Source organism: Winogradskyella sediminis (assembly GCF_003387355.1).
Lineage (GTDB): Bacteria > Bacteroidota > Bacteroidia > Flavobacteriales > Flavobacteriaceae > Winogradskyella > Winogradskyella sediminis.
In genome coordinates this window covers 1-22,424 of the sequence record NZ_QUNH01000006.1, presented here as the reverse complement: position 1 = coordinate 22,424, position 22,424 = coordinate 1, and the positions used below count along the sequence as shown (strand labels likewise).

General features: G+C 32.5%; 19 protein-coding genes. 2 read left to right on the top strand and 17 right to left on the bottom strand.

From position 1 onward, the window contains the following. Positions 1-141 precede the first annotated feature (141 nt). Positions 142-603: a hypothetical protein gene (locus C8N41_RS16020; protein ID WP_115839996.1), complete on the top strand. Its 462-nt coding sequence runs from the start codon at positions 142-144 to the stop codon at positions 601-603. A 231-nt stretch (positions 604-834) separates the two neighbouring features. Here C8N41_RS16020 and C8N41_RS16015 read toward each other — a convergent pair whose 3' ends face one another. The 17 genes from C8N41_RS16015 to C8N41_RS15935 form a co-directional block, all read right to left on the bottom strand. Next, entirely contained in the window at positions 835-1,476 is a 642-nt protein-coding gene (locus tag C8N41_RS16015) for a DUF6266 family protein (protein WP_115839995.1), read from the bottom strand. An 88-nt stretch (positions 1,477-1,564) separates the two neighbouring features. Further along, positions 1,565-2,038 (bottom strand): DUF6943 family protein, encoded by a 474-nt coding sequence (locus C8N41_RS16010; protein ID WP_115839994.1) that lies wholly within the window; start codon positions 2,036-2,038, stop codon positions 1,565-1,567. A gap of 1,040 nt (positions 2,039-3,078) precedes the next feature. After that, a complete protein-coding gene (locus tag C8N41_RS16005; protein ID WP_115839993.1) occupies positions 3,079-5,025 on the bottom strand; it encodes a heavy metal translocating P-type ATPase in 1,947 nt (648 codons plus the stop codon). Between the two features lie 11 nt (positions 5,026-5,036). Then, complete coding sequence (locus C8N41_RS16000; RefSeq protein WP_115839992.1) at positions 5,037-5,243, bottom strand: GDCCVxC domain-containing (seleno)protein; 207 nt, start codon at positions 5,241-5,243, stop codon at positions 5,037-5,039. A gap of 5 nt (positions 5,244-5,248) precedes the next feature. Continuing rightward, the gene (merTP, locus tag C8N41_RS15995; RefSeq protein ID WP_026775416.1) at positions 5,249-5,836 is read right to left on the bottom strand and encodes a mercuric transport protein MerTP; all 588 of its coding nucleotides are present in this window, start codon (positions 5,834-5,836) and stop codon (positions 5,249-5,251) included. A 61-nt stretch (positions 5,837-5,897) separates the two neighbouring features. After that, positions 5,898-6,311: a Fur family transcriptional regulator gene (locus C8N41_RS15990; RefSeq protein ID WP_079738441.1), complete on the bottom strand. Its 414-nt coding sequence runs from the start codon at positions 6,309-6,311 to the stop codon at positions 5,898-5,900. A 2-nt stretch (positions 6,312-6,313) separates the two neighbouring features. Beyond that, complete coding sequence (locus C8N41_RS15985) at positions 6,314-7,519, bottom strand: efflux RND transporter periplasmic adaptor subunit (RefSeq protein ID WP_115839991.1); 1,206 nt, start codon at positions 7,517-7,519, stop codon at positions 6,314-6,316. Positions 7,520-7,523: 4 nt separating this feature from the next. Then, a complete protein-coding gene (locus C8N41_RS15980) occupies positions 7,524-11,858 on the bottom strand; it encodes a CusA/CzcA family heavy metal efflux RND transporter (protein ID WP_115839990.1) in 4,335 nt (1,444 codons plus the stop codon). Between the two features lie 123 nt (positions 11,859-11,981). After that, entirely contained in the window at positions 11,982-12,314 is a 333-nt protein-coding gene (locus C8N41_RS15975) for a hypothetical protein (protein ID WP_226696410.1), read from the bottom strand. 126 nt (positions 12,315-12,440) lie between these two features. Beyond that, positions 12,441-14,504 carry a Piwi domain-containing protein gene (locus C8N41_RS15970; RefSeq protein ID WP_113966043.1) on the bottom strand — a complete coding sequence of 688 codons (2,064 nt, stop codon included), beginning with the start codon at positions 14,502-14,504 and terminating at the stop codon, positions 12,441-12,443. 20 nt (positions 14,505-14,524) lie between these two features. Next, complete coding sequence (locus C8N41_RS15965) at positions 14,525-14,818, bottom strand: helix-turn-helix domain-containing protein (RefSeq protein ID WP_113966042.1); 294 nt, start codon at positions 14,816-14,818, stop codon at positions 14,525-14,527. 163 nt (positions 14,819-14,981) lie between these two features. Further along, positions 14,982-16,721, bottom strand: coding sequence for a DUF3987 domain-containing protein (locus tag C8N41_RS15960; RefSeq protein ID WP_106676397.1), 1,740 nt, complete (start codon positions 16,719-16,721; stop codon positions 14,982-14,984). Beyond that, entirely contained in the window at positions 16,718-17,626 is a 909-nt protein-coding gene (locus C8N41_RS15955; RefSeq protein WP_115839989.1) for a BT4734/BF3469 family protein, read from the bottom strand. Before C8N41_RS15955 ends, C8N41_RS15960 begins: the two co-directional genes overlap by 4 nt. Beyond that, positions 17,613-17,909 (bottom strand): helix-turn-helix domain-containing protein, encoded by a 297-nt coding sequence (locus C8N41_RS15950; RefSeq protein WP_115839988.1) that lies wholly within the window; start codon positions 17,907-17,909, stop codon positions 17,613-17,615. Before C8N41_RS15950 ends, C8N41_RS15955 begins: the two co-directional genes overlap by 14 nt. Continuing rightward, on the bottom strand, positions 17,906-18,208 hold the full coding sequence (locus C8N41_RS15945) for a helix-turn-helix domain-containing protein (protein ID WP_115839987.1): 303 nt from the start codon (positions 18,206-18,208) through the stop codon (positions 17,906-17,908). Before C8N41_RS15945 ends, C8N41_RS15950 begins: the two co-directional genes overlap by 4 nt. 210 nt (positions 18,209-18,418) lie before the next feature. Beyond that, positions 18,419-19,423, bottom strand: a complete 1,005-nt coding sequence (locus C8N41_RS15940; protein ID WP_115839986.1) for a DUF6617 family protein — start codon at positions 19,421-19,423, stop codon at positions 18,419-18,421. Then, positions 19,416-20,528, bottom strand: coding sequence for a site-specific integrase (locus C8N41_RS15935; RefSeq protein ID WP_115839985.1), 1,113 nt, complete (start codon positions 20,526-20,528; stop codon positions 19,416-19,418). The genes C8N41_RS15940 and C8N41_RS15935 overlap by 8 nt, the downstream gene beginning before the upstream one ends. A 774-nt stretch (positions 20,529-21,302) precedes the next feature. Here C8N41_RS15935 and C8N41_RS15930 point away from each other — a divergent pair. Next, on the top strand, positions 21,303-22,199 hold the full coding sequence (locus tag C8N41_RS15930) for a hypothetical protein (RefSeq protein WP_115839984.1): 897 nt from the start codon (positions 21,303-21,305) through the stop codon (positions 22,197-22,199). Positions 22,200-22,424 lie beyond the last annotated feature (225 nt).

The following is a 22,424-nucleotide window of genomic DNA, read 5'->3' as shown; positions in this document are numbered from 1 at the left end:
AGCCTACTTACGAAAATTCCGCTGGAATTTTCTATCTGTGATTTGTTTGCTAACTTAGTTGCTTAACCACGCAACTAATCATACACAAAAACGTTAGGTGTAATTTAAGCAAATGTACTTTCAATTGAAAAAACTTTGGATATGTTTAAATGGTTAAATAGATTTTTTAACAAGACACAGAAACCTAATCTTGAAGATTTAGAATATCTTTTATTCGGAAGATTCTTCAGTGATAATTATGGTACTTATGAAATTTACAAACTAACGCGTTCGGAATTATTAGTGGATAAAAGAGAGTTGTGGCACAATGAAAGACATACTAAAAATGGATATACGTTCGTTGGTGAATTAATGTCGCAAGAAAAATTTGAACTTGTAAAAGATTTAATTGACCAAGTACCAAATGTCATACTTGATGAAAATCTAAACGGATTTTATACCACTGGAAATAAAAACGAGGACATACTGATAGTGGAAATATGTGATGGAACTTTAAAGAAAGAAATTACAATTGATGATTATGAAATGGAAACTGAAAACTTACCGACCGAATTGAGAAAATTTAGACTTTCAATAGAACGTAAAATAAAAGAACTCGATTAAAAAAACTACACCTAACAACGTGTATAGCTCATTGCTTCTGAATTTCCTACTCGGAAATTAAGAAACCCTTATTTATAAGGGATTTCAATTAAAAAGGCAACAATAAGGCAACAAATATTTGATTATAAGAACTAATCAAAGGAAAGAAATAATAGATAAAATTAGGAACTTATTAAACGATAAAAATAAAACCGTTCGTGTAGAACGGTTTTATTATTTAAACATCAACCGTTAATTAGCTGTCCCAGAGCCTAAATAAACGCTGTTTGACACTGTATTACCTTCAGCAGTAATAAATGCCATAAAAAGCTCGACTGTATCACCTGCATAGGTACTTGGAATTGTAATGATTTGAGATCCTACAGTTCTATCAGCACCATCAAGAATATACATTGATTCCTTTTTACTTGGATTGTAAACTAAAATCATTGCTTTATCAGTTGCATTTGCATTACCTTCAGCAGAGTTATCATCCCAAGTAAATTCTACTTGTCCCGCAGTTGCTAAATCTGTTGCAGGGTTCAATGCTCCAGATAGATTACCTCTACTTAATAAAGCTAAAGAATAATCTACAGTAAAGTTTGGTGCACTTCCTGTAATAGCATTATTCAATACATAAGACATTGCTGCATTAAACTCTGTTTTTTGCACCGCATAAGATTTATATCCTTTCTTGATAAAACCTAAATTCGGTTGAAGATACTCCAAAGTAACTGTAAACTTGTTTCTTTGATTAACTTGCCCTTCTGTTCGTGGATTTGCCACACTTGAAGGTTTAATTCTCAAATAGTCAATACCTTTCCAAGAAGCACCAACTACGTTTCCTACTTTACCTGATACACCGCCCAGGATTCCTTGTGAAATAACACCCATTGTATATAAAATTTAAAATTAATACTTGTTCGAAGTTGGTTCGGACTTGGTACGGTCTTTAACCAACACAAGTAATATATGGCAAATACTATGCTAATAGATTGATTTGGTTTTTGTTGCCCTTTGTTGCCCGATTTTGCTTTTTAGAAAATAGATTTTGTATGTATGACACCTTTAAATCTGCCATTTTTGAAATTACTTTTTTAAGTTCAGCTTCTTTTTTACAAATTGCTGACACTATATTAATATGCTTTTGTAACTCAAATTCATCATTTAACAACGATGTGTAACTATTTTTTAAGGTGTTTCTGCAATCATCTATTGAGATAAACGGAATAACACTGCCTTTTAAATAATAAGCATAAAAACCGCCTATTTGCAACATCATTGATAAATGGTAAAGGGTTTGTTTTTCTTCTTCGGTTGATGTAGATACCACAAAACAATTAGGACAAGGATTTATTAAAGGCTTTCCGCTGTTTTGCCCTTTGTTTAGGATAAAAAAATGAGGGTTTGAGTAAGTTCTTCCGATTTGGTGTGTTTTTAGTTCAAAAGTTGACATAGCTATCCAATTTAAAATTGCTTCGCTACGCTTCGCACCATTAATTTTTTAAAAGAAAAACAATAAAAAAAGAAAGCCTAATGCTCTTGTGGCGTGGATAAGGCTGTCAAGGTTTTTGGATAAAAGTTTTTTGAGATTAATTGTTTAATGATTGTGAAAAATGCTTTTGAAAAAAGTTTTATTCAAAACCCGTAGGGCTTGACCTTTATAGCCTTGCGCGTTGGCAGAAGGAAGCCACATATATTTGCTACCTTTTTTTATTATTTTTTTTGTTCAACTTAATTCACTTTTTGGGGCATAAACTCTTAAAAAAATAGGTTGTTTTCAATTTGAGCATGGGATGAAGCGTTTGTATGGGTAGCGTTTTAAATAGTTGTTTGATAAAACAGCATTTAAACGAGCTACTTATACAGGACTTTTAGGCAATAGCTTTTTGTTTTTTTGAGGTACGATAAAAAGCAATATGCTATGTCGTATTACTGCATTTTCTTAACCTATTTTTTTATAACCGCTGACTTGGGTGGTGGGGAAAAGTGGACTTTTATATTTGTTAACGAAATGAAACAAACAAAGACTTGAGGTAAGGAATACTTGGACTTAACGATGGTTTTGTGCAGCTTGAATGAGATAACGAATATAATACTAAACTAATTCAACCTTTTAAATTTACTACTGTTTAATACTTGTTCAAAATGTGTTTATATGTGCGGATGTGAGCGTTGGCTGTGTGGATATTTTACATAATGACAGTTATAGGCACGAAAATATAAAAAAACGCCGTAGGCAACCGTTGAAAGGATTTTTGCTCCTATAACTACCCGTTATGTAAACATAGCTTGGGGTAGTTTTTGGTGTGAGGGATGGCAACAGCTCTTTGCTTTTTTATTGTACTACTTTTAAAATATAATAGCAAATAAAATAAGCAATGTGCTGTGTGAGGGTTGGCAACCAAAAACTACAAGTGCGGTGGATAGCGGAACAAAACAAAAGACAGAGGATTTTGAGGTACGAAAAAACTGGGTTTTGGGTTGTGGGGACAATTACCAACTCATTCGTTGTAATCTAACAGCATTTAATATTGCTAATAATGCTACGCCTACATCTGCAAAAACTGCTTCCCACATTGTGGCTAAACCACCTGCACCTAAAATCAAGACAATAACTTTAACACCAAATGCTAAAATGATATTCTGCCAAACGATTTTTCGTGTAGAACGACTAATCTTGATAGCTCTCACTACTTTTGAAGGTTGGTCTGTTTGAATAATGACATCTGCTGTTTCAATAGCTACATCACTACCTAAACCACCCATTGCAATACCAACGTTACTTGCTGCTAAAACAGGTGCATCGTTAATACCATCACCTATAAAAGCTACTTTATTTTCAGGATTCGACTTTAAAATTTCAACTTCGTTTAATTTATTTTCTGGTAGTAAACCACCTTTAGCATTTTTAATATTCAACTCTTTAGCGACTTGTTGCGTTATAGAATCTTTATCACCAGAAAGCATCATAATATTTTTAATGCCTACTTTATGTAAATTAGTAATTGTTTCTTTTGCATCTTCCTTTAATTCATCTGCTATGACTACATAACCTGCAAATTGATTATCGATTGCAACTAATACTATCGATTCTACAATAGATTCCGTTTCCGTTGGAACATCAATATTATTAGAAGTCATTAGAGCTTTATTACCTACTAAAACTGTTTTACTATTAACAATGCCTTTTAAACCTTTACCTGCAATTTCAGAAACTTCGGTAGCTTTAAAATCTTCTCCTTCAGCTTTGTACTCTAAAATGGCTTTAGCAATTGGATGCGTGGATTGCTCTTCCATCGCCATTAGGTATTGCATAAATTCGGTTTCATTCCAACCAATTGCTTTTACTTCTTTGATTTTAAAAACACCTTTGGTAACGGTTCCTGTTTTGTCCATTACCAAAGTATTTATCTTGGTCATTGCATCTAAAAATGAAGCACCTTTAAATAATATTCCATTTTTTGAAGCTGCTCCTAATCCACCAAAATAACCTAATGGAATTGAAATTACTAACGCACAAGGACAAGAAATCACCAAGAATATTAATGCTCTGTATAACCAATCTCTAAATGAATAATCATCTACAAAAAAGTAAGGAATGAATGTCACGCCAATAGCCAAAAACACAACAATTGGTGTGTAGATACGAGCAAACTGTCTGATAAATAATTCTGTCTTCGATTTACGAGCTGTAGCATTTTGAACCAAGTCTAATATTCTCGCAATTGAACTATCTTCAAACTTGTTGGTTACCTCAACTTCAATAACGCTTTCTAAATTGATACTACCTGCGTAAACCTTTGCATCTTTCTGAATAGAATCTGGTTTGCTTTCTCCTGTTAACGCAGCTGTATTTAAAGATGCTTTTTCGGATAATAAAATGCCATCCAACGGAATTTTTTCACCTACACGAATTTGAATTTTCTCTCCTATATTTACATCTTTTGGCGAAACACTTTTGTAATCTCCCTCACGAAATACATTGGCTTCTTTGGGTCTAACATCTAATAATGCTTTTATATTTCCTTTTGCACGATTTACAGCAGCACTTTGAAATAATTCGCCTACTGCATAGAACAACATAACAGCAACACCCTCTGGATATTCTCCAATTATAAATGCCCCAATTGTAGCAATTGACATTAAAAAGAACTCTGTAAAAACATCACCTTTTTTAATACTAATCCACCCTTCTTTTACAACAGGAAGTCCTACAGGTAGATATGCAATACCATACCAAGCAATACGAATCCAATCCTTAAAGAATGAAACATCAAAATAATCTAAACCTATACCAATGATAAGCATTGTAAAACTTATGATTGCAGGTACGTAGGTTTTGAATGCACTTCCATTACCGTGATTATGACCATCATTATGCGTGTGTTGTGCTTCTGCATCTGGTTTTAAATCTCTTAAGTTAACTTTCTTTTTTTTCATTTAGTTTTGTTTTAGCAACAACTTTTGTTTTGTTGAATTGGTGGACAAGGAACTGTACCATAAGAGCAATACACACAACAATCTCCTTTTTTTGGCTTCAAAACCGTTTTACAATTCTCACATTTGTAGAAGAATTGGCAAGCATTTGTTGGCATATCTTCTTCTTTTTTATGTCCGCAGTTTGGACAGGTAATTTCTGATTTTAATATCATTTTCATTAGTTTTATTTTTTATCAGTTATTTTATAACCTGTAGTTTTAATTGCTTTCTCAATTTCTAATTCATTAGTTTTAGTTTCGTCAAATTCAATGATTGCGTTACCATTTTCGTAAGATGTTTTTGAGTTTACAATTCCGTTAAGTTTATTTACTTCGTGGTTTACGTGAGTTTCACAACTGGCACAGGTCATTCCGCTTATTTTATACTCTATTGTTTTTATATTTGTTTTATCAACTACGATGATTTGTTTTTCGCTGTTTGGATAAAATATACTTGAGTAGTATGGAAATGCCAACATCACTATTGCGAATATGGTTACAATACCTAAAAAGGTTTTTGACTGTATAAATTTTGGTTTTTCATCTGTTTCACATTCACAGTCGATTTCTTTTTCTGGTTTTAATTTTTGATACCAAGCAAACAGAAGAACTACTATTGTTAGTCCAATTAAGTAAGGTCTAAATGGTTCTATCCAAGAAAAAGTTGAAGCTACACCGCTTGTTCCTGCTATTAAAGCCAAAACAGGTGTTATACAACATAATGAAGCTGTAATTGCTGTAAGCAAACTTGTTATCGCTAATTTACTTTTCATAATTACTTAATTCTTTGATTACAAAAATGCAATTAAAAAGCGTGCAATGGAAGTGCAATTATTAGCCACTACACTTATCGCAAATACCTTTTACCACCAAATTTACATTCTCTGACACAAAACCATCAGGTACTTTAATTTGCGGTATTTTATGTTCTGTTAGGCAAATGGTTTCATTGCAATTGTTACAATGGAAATGTAAGTGTAAATCGGTTTTTATATCACAATTACATCCCTTTTCGCATAACGCATATTTTGTTATCCCTGTGCCATCGTCTATTTGATGCACAATATCCTTTTCTTCAAAAGTTTTAATAGTTCTGTACAAGGTAGTTCTATCTGCTTTTTCAAAAGCATTTTCAATATCACTCAATGTTACCGCTATCTCTTTTTCTGCAAGAAACTTATAAATTAACATACGCATTGCTGTAACACGAATATTTTTTGACTCTAATACTTGTTCTATTGTTTCCATATTTAATGTGCGTGTTCTGCTTCTCCTTTTTTCATTTCTGCGTTAAGATAATAAGCATTGTTATAAGCAAATTTTGTATTACTTTCTATGTTTTCAGTAAATTGAACCGATACCCAATCACCATCTTTAGTGCCTAACACAACTTCGATAGGTTTAAAGCTCCAATCGTCATTTTCTTTTTCTACTGAAAACACATAATATCTTTCGCCTTCTTTTATAATTGCACTTTCTGGTAAAGCTTTTGTTTGGGTATTATCTACTTGAATTTTACCTTGAATATACATACCAGGAATTAAGTTACCTTTTTTGTTTTCTATTTCTGCGTGAACGTGGACTGCTTTTGGGTTGTCCTCAAAGGTTTTGCTTACGGAATAGATTTCTGCGATAAGCTCTGCATCTGGTATGGATTGTACCGTAAAGTTAACTTTCTGACCTTTCTGTACTTTATAAACATCTTTTTCAAAAACCATTAAATCGGCGTGAACGTGATGCGTATTTACAATTTCAAATAATTCGGTTTGTGGCTCTACATATTGACCTGTTTTTACTTCAACTTTTTGCACAAAGCCTTCTATTGGACTTCGCAATGCTATGCGCTGTGCAATTGTTCCATTGCGAACTGATGTAGTGTTAACGTTGAGTATTCTTAATTGCGCTTCTAAACCATTAACCATTGCTTTTGATGCTTGATATTCTGCTTCTGCTTTCTGGAAATTAGCACCAGAACCAACACCAGCATCGTATAATTTTTGTTGACGTTCATAATTTTTCTTTGCAAGCTCGCTATTGCTATAAGCGTTTAAATAATCCGTTTGCGCTTGTATGATATTTGGGTGCGATAGATAAGCCACAACTTGACCTTTATTAACCTTATCACCTTCAATCACTTCAATTGAAACGACATTTGCACCAACAACAGTAGTAATAGCTGCTTCGTTTTGTGGTGGTACTTCTAACGTTCCGTTAGCTTCTACATAGCCGCTCATATTACGTAATGCTAACGTATCTATTTTCATTTTTAAAGCATCGAATTGCTGTTGTGATAACATTACTTCTTCGCTTTCATTATGTTCTTCATTAACTTCTGTTTTTTCTTCCTCATCGTGGGAATGACCATCATTCTCGTTATGATTTTCTTTATTTCCGCAAGCTGAAACAAAAATGGTTAACACCATTACGGTAAGGAATTTATATATTTTATTTTTCATTGTCTTATTGATTAAAATATTGTAATTGAAATGTGCTTTCTAAATAGTTTACTAATGCAGTCTGTGCTTCCAGTTCCGATTGAATTGCTTCTTTTATCAACTGCGTAAATGCAGTATAATCAATTTCGCCTTCTCTATATGCCAGTAATGCACCTGTTTTTTGCTCTTTTGTTAATGGTAAAACTTGGTCTTTGTAAAACTCCCAAGATGTTTTCCATTTCATATAATTTTCTTTAGCCTGAACAAACCTTGATTGTACTTCCTGTTTTTTGAACGCTACATTGGTTTCCGCTATTTCTTTATCAATTCTGGCACTTCTAACTTGTGCTTTGCTAGAACCTGATAAAAACGGAACTGAAATTCCTGCTTGATAGGTGTAAAATCCTGAATTGCCATTTACTTTTTGTAAACCACCTTGAAGATTGAACTTTGGCAAATTATCTGCTTTTGCAGCTTTATATTTAGCTTCCGCTTCATCTACAATGTTCTGCGACATACTGTACAATGGATGACTTTCAATACTGAATGTTTCCATATCACTATCTATCGCTACCTCAAATTCATCTGAAACTGTAAAAATTTCTTCTGATACCAACCACAAATTGAATTGCTGTAAGGCAATAAGATAATTACTATAGGCTTGCGCTTTTTTATTCTGAATTTGAAACGCTTGATTTTTTGCTGCCGAATATTCTAATTTAGAAATAGCTTCGACTTCATAATTTAAAGCTACTGCTTGCTCGAATTTGGAATAAATGGAATCCAATTCCTTATACAAATCATAGTTTTGTTTCATTTGATAGCAATTAGACCAAGCTTTTTTAACTTCCAATTCTAATTCCAACTCGGAAAGTTGAAAGGCTTTTTGTGCCAATTGAATGCGTTGTTCTTGTAGCTTCTTTTTAGAACCAATGCCAAATACATCGATATTTGATTGACCAATACCAATGGTTGTATAGATGCCATTTCCATTATCAATTTCTTCTCCACCTGTAAAAATTTGAGTCGTTCCGAAATCATAGGCAGTCGATTTTAATTGTTCTTGTTTTGTAATTTCCAACTGCTTTTGCTTCAATAATGGATAATTACTTTTAGCGAGTTTAACAGCTTCCTGTAATGAAATTTCGGGAATTGTATCATTCAACTCTTGTGCATTACTTTGTGGTGAAAAGCCAAATAGTAATAATACAACTGCTGTTGCTGTTACTAACTTTTTATTTGGCTTAAACGTAAAAGATTTGTTTTCTACCCAATGATATAAAATTGGTAAAACAAATAAGGTAAGCAAAGTTGAAGTTAATAATCCACCAATAACAACGGTTGCCAATGGACGTTGTACTTCTGCACCAGCTGATGATGAAATAGCCATTGGTAGAAAGCCTAATACATCTGTAAAAGCAGTTAGCATAATAGGTCTGATTCTTCGTTTAGTACCTTCAACTATTCTATCCTTTAGATTGGTTACACCTTCTTCTTTTAATTCGTTGAGTCCGCTTATCATTACCAAACCATTTAAAACTGCAACACCAAACAGCACAATAAAACCAACACCTGCCGAAATACTAAATGGCATATCACGTAACCACAACGCCACAACACCACCAATAGTTGCCATTGGAATAGCTATGTAAATCATTAAGGTCTGTGGTAAAGATTTTAATGCAAAATATATTAGTATAAATATGAGTAACAATGCAATAGGCACAACGGTTTGTAATCGGTTGCTGGCACGTTCTAAATTTTCAAATGCACCACCATAACGAATAAAATAACCTGATGGTAATTCTAATTGTGCATCTAATTTTGATTTAATTTCAGTTACTAACGATTTTACATCACGTCCTCTAACATTAACACCTACATAGGTTCTTCTATTGGTGTTATCTCTACTGATTTGCATTGGTCCTGCTTTATAGCTTACATCTGCAATTTCACGTAAAGGAATTTGAGCACCCGAAGGTAAATTGATATACAGGTTTTGAACATCTGAAATATCCTTACGGTTTTGATCGCTTAATCGTACTACTAAATCGAAGCGTTTTTCACCTTCAAAAATTACACCTGCTGTACCACCTGCAAATGCAGATTGTACGGTTTGATTAAGCGTATTTATTTGAAGACCATATTGCGCCAATTTATTCCTGTTGTAATTGATTGTCATTTGTGGCAAACCTGTTGTGGCTTCCGCTTTCATATCACCAATACCTTCAGTACCTGCGATAATTTTAGATATTTCTTCGGCTTTTTGAGATAGAATATCAATGTCTTCACCATAAAGTTTTATAGCAATATCTTCACGAACACCTTCTAATAACTCGTTAAAACGCATTTCAATAGGTTGTGTAAACTCATAATTAACACCAGGAACCATTTCAACTGCTTCTTTCATTGCTTCAATCAATTCATCTTTTGATTCTATAGTAGTCCATTCACTTTTAGGTTTCAGAATTACAAAAACATCGGCAATATCCATAGGCATCGGGTCGGTTGGAATTTCGGCAACACCAATACGACTCACAATTTTATCAACTTCTGGAAATTTTGCTTTTACTATTTGTTCTATTTTGGTAGTAGTTTCAATAGTTTCTGTAAGTGAACTACCTGGTTTTAAAATAGCGTGAAATGCAATATCACCTTCATCGAGTTGCGGAATGAACTCGCCACCCATTCTTGAAAACATAAAAACGGTTATTCCGAACAACACAACTGCAATACCAATTACCCATTTCCCTTTTCGCAAGGCTCTAACCAATAAAGGTTGGTATTTATCTTCAACCCAATGCACAAATCTATCTCCATAAGATTTTTTATCGTTTTTAGGTGCTCTTAATATTAAAGCTGACATCATTGGCACATAGGTTAAACAAAGTACCATTGCACCAATCATAGCAAAAATAAAGGTCAAAGCCATTGGTTTAAACATCTTTCCTTCAATACCTTGTAAGGCTAAAATGGGTAGAAAAACGATAAGGATAATCAACTGACCGAAGAAGGCAGCATTCATCATCTTTTTTGAAGCATTAGAAGCAACTTTATCTCTTTCTTTAGATGTAAGTTGTTTCTTTTTCAAAACTTGTGATGCTATAAGAAAAACAGTGCTTTCAACAATAATTACAGCACCATCTACAATGATTCCGAAATCAATTGCTCCTAAACTCATTAGGTTTACCCAAACATCAAAAACATTCATTAAAATAAAAGCAAATAATAAGGATAATGGAATAGTAGAGGCAACTATTAAACCTCCTCGCCAATTACCTAATAAAAAGACCAACACAAAAATGACGATTAATGCACCTTCAATAAGATTAGTTGTTACTGTAGAAGTTGTTTCGCCAATTAATTTACTTCGGTCTAATAATGGTTCAATAATTACGCCTTCTGGTAACGACTTTTCAATTTGAGTCATTCGCTCTTTTACATTGGCAATAACATCATTGGAATTAGCTCCTTTTAGCATCATTACCAATCCACCTACAACTTCTCCTTCACCATCTTGGGTTAATGCACCGTAACGAATTGCAGAGCCAAATTGTACCGTAGCAATATCGCCAATAGTGACAGGTATATTATTAATATTCTTGACAGTGATTTTTTTAATGTCCTCTAAACTTCTCACCAAGCCTTCACCACGAATAAAATTGGCTTGATGGTTCTTTTCAATATATGCACCTCCTGTATTTTGATTATTGGCTTCAAGTGCATTAAACACATCTGTAATGGTAAGGCCAATAGCATTTAAATCGTTTGGGTCAACCGCTACTTCGTATTGTTTTATTTTTCCACCAATAGCGTTTACTTCTACCACACCAGGAACCATTGCCATTTGACGCTGTACAATCCAGTCTTGCATTGAGCGTAAATCTGCAATGTTGTATTTGTCTTTAAACTCTGGTGCAACTTTTAGTGTGTATTGGTAAATCTCTCCTAAACCTGTTGAAATAGGCCCCATTGTAGGTTCGCCAAATCCAGCAGGTATTTGCTCTTTGACTTTGTTTAGTTTTTCGGCTACTAATTGGCGAGGTAGATATGTTCCCATATCATCATCAAATACAATAGTAACCACAGATAAGCCAAAACGAGAAATTGACCTTATTTCCTGAACATCAGGAAGATTGCTCATTGCCACTTCAATTGGATAAGTAACAATTTGCTCAATATCTTCAGTACCTAAATTGGGGGATTGTGTTATAACCTGTACTTGGTTATTGGTAATATCTGGAACAGCATCTATTGGCACTTTGGTCATACTCCAAATACCTGTTCCGATTATGGTAAGCGTAAGCAAACCAATAATGAATTTGTTATTGATTGAAAAATCAATGATTTTATTAATCATAGAAAATGTATTAATTCAGTTAAACTATTCGATACAATTCTGATATAAGAAAATAGAATTACACGAAATGAAATGAACCCTTTAGGCTCAAAATTGGATATAGCTATCCATTAAAAAACTGAATTATACTTTAGGTGGCTGGAAAAGTGATTCCAAATATCTGGAAGTGAAGTTTACTTTATGTAAATTATATTGTTTTTTCTCTTCAAACTTTAATCGATTGGTTAAAGCCAAATTATTGTTCGCAATAATTAATACCAAAGGGTGACAACATTGATTATGGGAATGGACTGGTGTATTCTCCTTATCTGGGTTATGATGATGCTCTTCATTTTTAGCATCGCTCTCAATGTAATCTTCAACTACATATTCAAAGAAAGAGTCTCCATAAACTTTATGGTCTTGATAATGGGTAATTACATTTGAAATTTCTTTAATTGGACCACAAAAGTCCATATCTATGCTTATCCCTTGAAAAAAGAATAAAATAGACATTGATATGGAAACAAATATTTTCATATAATTTATACAAATATACAAATTATTGAATGCAATGGTTGTGCAAAGAAAAAAGGCTTCGGATTATAAAAACCATAAGGTTTCTTGACCAAAAGGTGGTATTTCCTTGCTTTCAAAACGAGGTGCTATTTCTGCAACCATTTCAGGATATTTAATTGTTATTGGTACGTTTTGTTGACGTAAGGATTTCCAATATAGCCTACTAAATTGATACACTTGCTCTATTAGCTTTCTAATCATTTTACTATCATTTAAAGCCTCTGGTGTAGGACTTGATATTTTAAGTTTTATTGGAAATGAATAACTTGAATGACTTGGGTATTTTACAGTATTGTTATACCTCAAATTATTAAAGAGTAAATATTTATATTCTCCTTTAGGACCAATATTTATATATGTGCCACTCATTGGAATTAACTCACCATTCCAATTTTGGTCAAAAGCAATAATATCTTGTGATTTTGTTTTATTAATATTAAGAACAAAAAGAGGACAAGGCAATTGAAGTTTATCCATCATTTCTAAAACAGGTTGTATTTCTTCATCCTTCATATCCTTATAAAAGTGAATCACTATTTTTTCGGGTGACTTATTCGTTGGAACATATTGCCAAATAGCATCACTTAAAGCATTGCCTAATTGTTTAACATCTGATTTACTGAAATAATGAAATTCATTGAACCTTCCATTGTTTTTAAAACTGAATGCACTTGCTACATAACGAATGTTTTCTTCGGTATTTTTAAAAGCACCCACACCAATTACCAATTCATTTTTTGGTTTTACATTAAGTTGCCAAGGTGTACCATCTAATTTTGCTAATAAGGCTAATGATATATTGGTTAAATCGTAAATAAATTTATGTTGGTTTCTTCTAAATCTATCAAACTCTATTACTTGAGATATTATTCTTTTATATAATAGCTGTTCTTTAACCTTGTAATACACTAACTTTTTTTCAAGATTAGGTTCGTGCTTGTTAAAAGGGCTTAAATAAATAGCAACGTAATTAATGTTAGGGTCTGATTTAAAGTCTTTTATACCTTGTGAAATTTGAGGTAATGGATTTTCTAAATCATCAAATACTATATTGACATCATTATCGAAATGTGCTAAAACACCTGCATAAATGTTTAAACCTTTATACCAACTTGTACCATCTTCCAATAATTTTTGCAATGCTTCTACTTCTTTAGCATAACTTGTATGATGTATAAAGAAGAAATGCACATTATCTAACTGACAAGGATTTAAAGGTTTTAAGTTCTTAAAATCTATTTTGGGATTTCTACCAACACCATTTTGGAACAATAAATCATTACTTTCATCAGTTACTTCACCAATGCGATTTATTTCTACTGGCAGGTAATCATCATTATTTACAGGGATAACTTTCTTAAATTCATCACTTAAAATGAAATGTTGAATAAACTTATCAATTTTGTTTTTGTACCCAATATATTTATTGGAATCATCTTTGGGTTCTGGTTTAATTTTAAACGCATTACGTAAATCGTTATTCAAAATGGCAAAAGCCTTTGTGTTATCATCAATAAATTCCTTTTCCTTATGATATTTTAATAACCTCATTTTATATACAACTTTATTAAGATTTGTTGTTGAGGTATGTTTTATAATTTCAGAAATAGGTTTTTTAAACACTTTAGCCATACCATCATAAGAAATAACTAACTCACCATATTCACTAACTTCTTTAATTTGTACTTTGACCGTAAACTTATAATACTGCGCGAAACTTTTATTTTGATATGATCTATTACCAATCCAAATTTGATTATCATTCACAAAGTTTTGACCAACAAGTTTTTTAATGCTATTAAAGAATTTTTTGATACGCCAATTATAATAGTGTTTAATTAAGTCGGTTGGTTGTTCCTTTAGATTGAGTGATAAGGGATGATAGCCTTCTTTTTCGTAAATAAACGATGTGTATATGAAATCAGGGTTTTCTTCTTTTATACCAGGAAACAATTCTTCAATATTGGTTGGAAACTTTGTTTTATAGAGCTTTTGAGCATTACCAATTTTCTCTTTACTTAAATAAAAAGTTATTGGTTTGTCTGGTAAATCAAACGTTATGATATTGAAATAAAGTTCCTGACTCATAATACTTGGGTTTATTAATTCTACTTCTTGCTCAATCTATTAATTTTTTGTTCTACAATTTTGAGGATTTCCGTACTGTTCTTTTCATCTTTTAACATAAAGACAATTTTATCTGCCATCCAGAATTGAAGCAATTCATTTTTATTTTGTTTTAATACTTTGGCTAATGCTTCAGCTTGTTCTTTACGAGCCATACGAGTACCACGTTCAATTTTACTTAAAAGTGCCGTATCAATATTCATTTGAGAAGCAACTTCTCTTAATAATAATTGCTTTTCTTCTCGTATTTCTCTGATGTATTCTCCAAACGTCATTTTGGGGATATTTTGACTTGTCAATATTTGTCTAATGTAAGAAAAAGAAAATAAGAACTAACAAAAAGATATTAACAATTATAAACAGGAAATGAGGAAGTTAAGGATTTGAGGATATAAAGTATTTTTATAAATCCTCGTTTCCTTAAAATCCTCAAAATCCTTATTGTGCTTTTGTGGGATTTGTATAATTGTTATGTGCTTCCCTATGTATTAGACCAGCATCAACAAATTTAGTAATATAGCCTTCTGCTGTTTTATGAGGAATCTTGTTTTTGTCGGCTATATTTAGGTAATCTTGTCTTGAAAATTGATAAGGTAGTGCTTCTAAAAAACGTTCTTTACGATTGGCTCTTTTTACTTCTTTTTGTTCGATAGGTAAATCGTTAAACACCTTACTACTGTGCTTTACTAATACGCTTATCATTTCCAATGTATTTTCAAAATCTATATCCTCACAATATCTTACTTGGTTTACATCACCATCTTCCATAATGCGAAATACAGAAAACAACATTATAATTCTAAATGCTATTAACCCCAAACGTCTAACAGTTGCTATATAGTCATCGGGTTGAAGATTGAGGTATTTGGTTTGAAGCTTCTCAAAAAACACATTAAACTTTTGTTGTTGCTCGGTTGTTAGCCTTACTTCAATATCAGGATTGTTTTTTAGGGTTTTGTATAACCCAAAAAATTCTTTTCCTAATTGGTCGTAATATTCATCTAAACCATTGGTTGTATCAGTTTGAAAAACGTTCTTCCAAGTAGGTTTGATATTCATATAATAAAACATAAAACGACTAAACAAGCCATTTTCAGCACTTGGAACCAATGCCTGAATCTGCTTTGGTGTACCAGACAACACCGTTGACAAACAAGGTCTTTCAATATCTACATACTCTCTGTCCGTTCTACGATAGTAACTAATGGTTTCGTGGTGGAATGCTTTACGAAAACCATCGGAATAATTACCGTAATCACTTTTAAAAGCTTGTGCTAAAGTATCTCCTTCGGTTTCAAAAATTAACCCTCTACCTTCATTATCCGATATTAATTGATAAACACCTGTTACACTATTGTTAGCCGGAATAAACAGCATTCTTTCAGGTGGTTTACTCGGTTTTTCCATAGTTTCACTTTTGCCCTTATTCATATTATAAGTAGCCATTTCAACTTGATGCTGTTGTTTTAGGGTTTTGGATTGTTCGCGCTTTTCTTTGTGAACAGGATTTACCAAATTTTTAATTTGGTTTAATCTCCCTTTTCCTGCTGAAGCAGGTGCAGTAACAAATAAATACAAGTTGCTAAACACTTTCCGTTGGTCGTACACACCAAATAATTTTGGAAAACAGGCACTAAATGCAGTTAATGCACCCAACAACAAAATATCACGTTCTTCATTACTGCTTGATGGTTTTACTACTTGTTGCAAAAATGTTGGGATGTTGTTGTAAACTGTTGTTGGTATTGTTGGCAATGGTTGTTTTTCTTCCTCTGGATGTTGCGATACTTCAACAACTTGTTGTTGCTGTTTTGGTTTAATACCAACTTGATGCAAATGGTGGTATAAGGTTGCTATGCTTATACCGTGTCCTTTTGCTTGTAAGCATTTATTATACTGTTCGTCGCATTCTTTATGGTCGTAACCTGAATAATTTCTGCTAATTCTATGGTAGTAATCACGTCCAGCTTCACCGTATTCCTCTGAAATAGCAAAACCAATATCACGCCACTTTTCATAAGTATCAGTAATATCGATACCTGATTGTTCTAAAGCGTTGATATATGTTTCAATATCATTTGCAACAACCGTTGTCGGTTTGTTGTTGATTGGTTTTTTAGGTACTTCTTTTTGCTCTGGAACAGCTAACCAATCTTTCGGGTTGAATATTTTTGTCATAGCTTTTGATGTCTTTTATGTAGGTATGCCAATGGATCGTGGGATAAAAAACACGCTCTGGAAATGTCTTTACCCGATTGGTCAACCTCAATGTTATATGTATGTTTTATGTAATTGGCCACCGCAATAAAATATTCATTGTGTGACACTTTAGATATATCGATTCTAATTATCCATTTTAAGCCTTCACCAGAAGGTGATGTAAACAATAATTCGGTATCAAAATATTCATCGTTCAATAATTGTTGTTTTAGTTCTTCAAGATTTTGTAAATGGTCAAAATCGATTGTTAATAGTGATGAATGCTCAATTAAGCTATCATCGTTTCGTTTAGAAAACACACCTGAAAATGTTACATAGTCAAAATGATTTGCTTTAAATTTTCGTGCTTCTTTTGGGTCTTTAATCGCTCTAAATTGCTCTGTGATACTTTTATACTTATCGCTTGTAATACACTCAAATATTTGGTGTAATCTTACTTTTTCAGCAGGAAACACATTTCTAATAGGTGCTTTATAAAAACTGCTGTAAGCATACCAAGTATCATCAGATGCATCTAACCAGGATAATTCATCTTCCTTTTTAACTTCAAAATTTAGATTCATTACCTCATTAATTTTAAGTAGTAATTCTTCTTCTTCGATAAGTTTAAAATGATAGGATGCAAAATCGAATACATCGCCTTTAAAATCGGTTAATTCTGTATCGTAATGCATTGCTTTATTTTCAACAACATTAATTTGTAATGTTGATTTACCACCGTTAAAAGGGTTACGAGTTAACCCGCAGTCCCTTCCTTTTAAGGAAAGGACTGTTGATTTAGGGTAATACTGCCTTAATACATAAGCGTAAATATTTAACCTGTAATGCGTTTTCTTTAAGATGCTTTCTTTACTTATTTCCATCGCATTTAAAATTTGGGTTATAATAATTACTCTGTAATAGTTCCTCTATATCAGATACTTTGTAATAAAACTTGCCTTGTATCTTGCTATATGGAAGTGTACCATTTGAACGGAAAGTTTGTAGTGTGCGTTGGCTAATATGTAGCGTTTGCATTACGTCCTGATTGTCAATCCACGTATCTTTTAAGCATTCTGCTCTCGTAGCTTTTATTAATTCGATACGTGCTTTTAAATCCTTAATCTCTTGTGAGAGTGCCAAGAGTAAATCGATTATTTCAGTCATAACTTTACCTTTCCTTTTTTGATTAGGTAATCGGCAGCTTGCTGTTCGATTTCATCTTGGGAATCCATACGGTTACGCAGTAACCATTGGTCTAACTCCTGACGTTGGAAATAGATTTTTTTTCCATTCGGTTTATAGTGTGGAATGGCTCCCGAACTTGTAAGTTTATACAAGTGCGATTGTGATAGTTCTAAATACCTGCAAGTTTCATTGAAGTTCAATACTTGCTTTTGCAACGTTTGTTGTTCTAATAACAACTTTTCGATGCTTTCTAAACGTTCTATAATTTTAACGTCCATCTTTTTATAATTTTAATTTAAAAATGGACTTCTGCGCAAAAGTCATCCTTGATTGTCAAGGACATAGCAAATATGGAAAAAGGTGTTTGGTATAATAGAAAAGAGAAAAAATGGTATTATTAAACCACTGAAAAACAATAATTTATATTGTTTTTGGTATTATCTATTTGGTATTAAGTAGAGAAAATACCACTTTATAAAAATGAAGATTTATTTGATTTGGTCTAACCAATAGGTATTATCAACCAATTTTTGATAGGCTCTTTTTTCAGTACCTAAAAAATTACGGTATTCTTTACCAGCATTACTACTTGGTCCATATCGATAAGCAAAGAATTTATAAATGTGTTTACGTTGTATTTTTTTTGATGGTTTATCTTCAAAAAATATCCTTTCATTAAAGTATTTTGCTTCCGTTAGTTTTACCATAAAAGCTGCAAGTAATATTTTTTTGCCCCTTTTTTTAGTATAATTATATTTATCATCAATGATACCTTTTTCATTTAACAACTCCTCTAATTTTGCAAATTCCCTTTGTTTAGTCTTGTTAATAAGTTCGTTATAGGATAAGACATCATTGTTTTCCTCTCTAAAATCACCTTGTATAGCGTTGAAAATTGAACTTTGTTTTACTTGTTTTCTAACAGTTTTTATTTCTGCACCGGAATAGGATTTTACAATTAACTCTTCAGGTGGTTCTTCATTAAAAAATACTTCGTGTAATTCTTCGATAGTATAAATTTCAGTATCACTTAATTCTGAAAATCGTTCTTGAAGTTCCATAAAAAGCATCATCGCATTAGCCTTTAAAAATGAAATAATATAAGCTTCATCTGATTTATCGTTTTGAATTGGCTTTAAGTATAAGGTTTCGTCAAGATCGTTATCAGAAACATAGTTACTAATTTGGTTTAGGTAATTTTTGATACGGTTATATTCTTTATCATACAAGAAAGATAAATGACCTGGTGTAGTATTGATTTCAAGTGCATCATTGATTTGATTAAAATTTTTGATGTACTCGGTTTCAATTAACTTTAAATAGTATTTACGCCTGTTAGAATACGCCTTTTTGAAGTCAATTTCATATTTAGGCGTTGTATTGAGGTATTGCTTTTTAAAGCCTTTTAAAAGCTCTTTAAATTGGTTTTCGGTTCTTTTATCATCAGTAACCTTTTCCACATACAGTAAGTCAATAAATAGGTCTTTAGCCATTTGGGTTAAGGTTTATTCTGTACGCTGCTTGTTTCTTTTTGTCGTCAATTACTTTAGCGTAAATTTGAGTTGTTTTTAAGTTCTTATGACCTAACATTTTTGATACTGTATAAATATCAGTACCTAAAGTTAGCTGCAATGTAGCAAATGAATGTCGCGCACAATGGAACGTGATATTCTTTTTAATTTCTGCATCTCCAACCCAATCTTTTAATAGGTCATAGTTTCTCTGAACATTATTTATATTCTCGAAAACTTTTTGAGTTGGTTCGCCTTTTTCTCCTAACAATTCAAATGCTTGTTCGGAAATTGGTAAGGTTTCAGCTCCTTTAGTTTTCTTTTGCTTAAATCTAATAAAATTCCCGTAACTTTCTGAATATTGGATTTCTGACCATTGTAGCTTTGTAATATCCGACCAACGCAAACCTGTAAGGCAAGAGAAAAGAAACGCATTTTTTAATTGTGGGTGTTTGCTATCTGTACTAAAAAGCTTTCTAACTTCTTCTAAAGTTAAAAATTCCATATGTGTATCTTCTTCTTTGAAGTTTTCAACATAAATTGCAGGATTGTATTGTATTACCTTTTCTTTAACCGCTTGACGTAATACCGCCAATAACTTTTTAAAATATGCAGATTTAGTATTTTGGCTTAATTCTCGTTTACTTCTAGAAAGTGCCTTTTTATCTAAATACTCTTTAAAACCTTCTACCCATTCTTCATCTATTCTTTCAAAAGAAATACCTGTTGGGTGATAATCTTTTAAATGTTTTAGTGTGCTATTCCATACACCTAAATTGCCTTTACTTTCTGAACGTCTTTCAATCCATTGTTCTAAATACACGAAAAAATTTCCTTGTTTCTTTTCTTTATTTTCAAAACCATAAATATTATTCTGTACCTCTAAATGTCTTTTGGCTCTGATGCTTTCAGCAAGTTGTAAGATTTTCTTGTTTTCTAATTTCTGTGCTTTAGTTAAGGACCCTTTGTCGGGTTCTGGCGTTAAATATAATTTCAAGTACTCGTACTTACGATTTCCGTTTTCGTAATAATCAAGATATAAACTAATTCGTTTCCCTTTTCTACGTTGGCGTAAAGTAACTTTCATTTTCCTTATATTTACTGTGTTAGACTATGCGTTTTATGAGTGTTGTATGGGCAACAATACGGCAACAAATATAAGCAAATAAAGGCAGTTTGGCAATAAAAAAGAATGCGAAAATACATATAAAACAATGATTAACAGGTAGATAACAAACAAAGGAAAGATAATGAATTTCCTATCGGAAATTCCCTGCGTGTTTGCTATCTTTGGTTTACGTCGGAATAGTTCTGCCGAACCATTCCGAAACGAAACCATAGCCAAGACCGTTAGCTTTAATGCTGGAGCAAGTTTGCGGAATTGAAAAAAGCCTGTTTGTTTTCCGATTTTTTTTTTTGAATTTTAAGAAAGTAAAAACCGAAAAATAATGTTGAAAAATTTTTAAAAACACGCTGAATTATCACTCAAACTCTGAATTGAATTGCGTCTGATTTTTTAGCTCGTTTTCGGAATCGAAATCTGAATTAAAAACTCGGAATCTCACTCAATCGGAATTTAGCAAGTTGCGGAATTGCTCACTCAATCGGAATTGAAAAATATTGCGGAAATTTAGCAAGTTTGCGGAATTAAAAACTGACCGAAAAAAGAAAATAGGAACGAAATATTAAGCGGACAAAAAAGCACTAAAAGCTAACAACGTATATAAAAAATTGCTATTTTGTGCTAAATCAAAAGGTCGTTGCACGTTTGCTACATCTGATTTTCCTTCGGAAAATCCTCGCACGCAAACCCGCAACTTTCCATATACAAAACCGTTGCCACACATTTGAGAAAAACACTATGAATCCATACAAAAAACAAGACCTTAAAAAATTTATTGAATCTATACCGCAAGATGTAGTTGATGAAAAAACTCGCCTTCAAGATGAAGAGAACAAAAGAGTTTATGCTGAATTTATAAATGGACTTAAAAATGGAACTTGTTTTTTATGTAATGAAAAAATGGACGAATTTGTGGAATCTAAACCTTGTTTCCATTGGTTCACTTATCCGACTGGAATTAAGAAAAAATTCTTCAAAAAATATCTTGAAAATCCTATAGGTTTTTTTCAACTTGACAGTTATTTTCGATGGTTAGCTAACACAGAAAAACCAATTGGGAATATTAACGATTTGAAAGACGAAACTTCAAAAACATCTTATTTAGAAACAACATATAAATATAAAAATATCGAGTGGGCTTTTTCTATAGGACATACAGATGTTGAAGGTCATAAAAATAGTGCAGTTGGAGAAATTCCACATTATCACATTCAAATGAAAGTTGACAATAGAATTTTCTTGAAATTTAACGATTATCATATACCGTTTTCAGATGGAGATTTATTCACAATAGAATTATTTGAACAAGCGAGTGATAAAGTAAAAATGGGACATTCATTTGGTCACGGAATGTCAATTCTTGAAGATGAAGAAAATCTCGAAATTTTTGACGATGCAATGCAGATAACGGATGATGTTGAAAATGCACCTTTTAATAGACAGACTATGATACAAGCACCTGAAGGTCAAACTATTTCTGGAGAATTAATTCAACAAGCTATGGAGGAAAGTAAAAGAACGAAAAAACCAATTGGAAAAATTATGCAACGATTAATGTCAGATGCTAAAGTTGTTACTATAATTTCCCCTGGAGAAGGAGTTCCGAAAATGGCAAAAAGAGGTGGAAAGAAATAAAAACGTGTGGCAACACCGTGTATAATTAATGGCTAGTTCTCGCCTACTTACGAAAATCCTCGCGGATTTTCTATTCGGTTTTTATTTGCTAAATTAGGTGCTTAAACACGCCACTAATCATACACAAACACGTTGGCAAACATTACACAGAACAATGCGGAAATACGAAAATGTTGAATATACAAATCCATATGAATTATTATTCTTACTTGGTTCAACTGTAGC

Coding starts and splice junctions, on each gene's coding strand:
- C8N41_RS16020 (WP_115839996.1), top strand. CDS start 142: ATGTTTAAATGGTTAAATAGATTTTTTAACAAGACACAGAAACCTAAT.
- C8N41_RS16015 (WP_115839995.1), bottom strand. CDS start 1,476: ATGGGTGTTATTTCACAAGGAATCCTGGGCGGTGTATCAGGTAAAGTA.
- C8N41_RS16010 (WP_115839994.1), bottom strand. CDS start 2,038: ATGTCAACTTTTGAACTAAAAACACACCAAATCGGAAGAACTTACTCA.
- C8N41_RS16005 (WP_115839993.1), bottom strand. CDS start 5,025: ATGAAAAAAAAGAAAGTTAACTTAAGAGATTTAAAACCAGATGCAGAA.
- C8N41_RS16000 (WP_115839992.1), bottom strand. CDS start 5,243: ATGAAAATGATATTAAAATCAGAAATTACCTGTCCAAACTGCGGACAT.
- merTP (WP_026775416.1), bottom strand. CDS start 5,836: ATGAAAAGTAAATTAGCGATAACAAGTTTGCTTACAGCAATTACAGCT.
- C8N41_RS15990 (WP_079738441.1), bottom strand. CDS start 6,311: ATGGAAACAATAGAACAAGTATTAGAGTCAAAAAATATTCGTGTTACA.
- C8N41_RS15985 (WP_115839991.1), bottom strand. CDS start 7,519: ATGAAAAATAAAATATATAAATTCCTTACCGTAATGGTGTTAACCATT.
- C8N41_RS15980 (WP_115839990.1), bottom strand. CDS start 11,858: ATGATTAATAAAATCATTGATTTTTCAATCAATAACAAATTCATTATT.
- C8N41_RS15975 (WP_226696410.1), bottom strand. CDS start 12,314: ATGGACTTTTGTGGTCCAATTAAAGAAATTTCAAATGTAATTACCCAT.
- C8N41_RS15970 (WP_113966043.1), bottom strand. CDS start 14,504: ATGAGTCAGGAACTTTATTTCAATATCATAACGTTTGATTTACCAGAC.
- C8N41_RS15965 (WP_113966042.1), bottom strand. CDS start 14,818: ATGACGTTTGGAGAATACATCAGAGAAATACGAGAAGAAAAGCAATTA.
- C8N41_RS15960 (WP_106676397.1), bottom strand. CDS start 16,721: ATGACAAAAATATTCAACCCGAAAGATTGGTTAGCTGTTCCAGAGCAA.
- C8N41_RS15955 (WP_115839989.1), bottom strand. CDS start 17,626: ATGGAAATAAGTAAAGAAAGCATCTTAAAGAAAACGCATTACAGGTTA.
- C8N41_RS15950 (WP_115839988.1), bottom strand. CDS start 17,909: ATGACTGAAATAATCGATTTACTCTTGGCACTCTCACAAGAGATTAAG.
- C8N41_RS15945 (WP_115839987.1), bottom strand. CDS start 18,208: ATGGACGTTAAAATTATAGAACGTTTAGAAAGCATCGAAAAGTTGTTA.
- C8N41_RS15940 (WP_115839986.1), bottom strand. CDS start 19,423: ATGGCTAAAGACCTATTTATTGACTTACTGTATGTGGAAAAGGTTACT.
- C8N41_RS15935 (WP_115839985.1), bottom strand. CDS start 20,528: ATGAAAGTTACTTTACGCCAACGTAGAAAAGGGAAACGAATTAGTTTA.
- C8N41_RS15930 (WP_115839984.1), top strand. CDS start 21,303: ATGAATCCATACAAAAAACAAGACCTTAAAAAATTTATTGAATCTATA.